Below are 874 nucleotides of genomic sequence, written 5' to 3' on the forward strand. Positions count from 1 at the left end.
CCGTGTCGCCGTGCGGGCCGTGCGCTCGGCGGCAGCCGGATCGTGGCGCAGCAGCGAGCGCGCGAGGTGGAACTCGGCTTCCCCCCTGGCCTGCTGCATCCGCTGCGCGCCGAACTCCGCGGCGACCCGACCCAGCAGGGTCTCCGCCTCTGTGGTCAGGCCGGCGTCGCGAAGAACCTCCGCGCGGTCGAGGTCGCTGATCGCGGCGGCCAGGTCGCTGATCGCGGCGAGCGTCGGACGGGAGCGGGTCATGAGGGTGAGTGCGCTGACGAGGTCTCCGCCGAGCAGCGCCGCGTAGCCGAGGTTGTGCCGCGCCTCGGCGAGCGGCTCCTGGTCGTCGTTCGCCTCGTACACGGCCACCGCGCGCCGCAGATCTTCCATGCACGTGTCGAGCTCGCGCTGCTGCATGCGCACGACCGAGCGGTTCATCAGGCAGTTCGCGAGCTCGGTGGTCTCGTCGCCGATCGCGGTGAACGTGTCGATGGCACGGCTGAGTTCGACCTCGGCCGCCGCCAGCGTGCCGGCGTGCATGAGGAGCACGCCGAGCTGACCGCTGAGCACGGCGATCGTCTCGGCGCGCAGCCCGGAGCGGCGGAGGGCGTCGCGGCACAGCTGCTCGGCGGCCGCCGGCTGCCCGGTCTGCGCGAGCACGTAGGCGGTCGTGCCGTCGATGCGGGCGCGCAGGTCGGGATCGTCGGTGCGGGCGGATGCCGTGTCGAGCGCGCGCCGCGCCTGCGTGAACCGTCTCGCGTTCGCCGCCTCGACTCCGCGCCGGTGCAGCTCGTTGGCGGACAGGGGCATCCGTCCAGAATGCCCTGCCCAGCGCCCGTGCGGAAGAGCGCGGATGCAGGCCGAACACCAAGTCGGGCCGCCC

At 73.6% G+C, this 874-nt stretch carries 1 pseudogene; it reads right to left on the reverse strand.

The features are described from left to right. Nucleotides 1-801 (reverse strand): annotated as a pseudogene (locus ACNPM4_RS17945) (CHAT domain-containing protein); the annotation flags it as partial. Nucleotides 802-874: the final 73 nt, after the last annotated feature.

This window comes from Microbacterium umsixpiens (assembly GCF_053543675.1).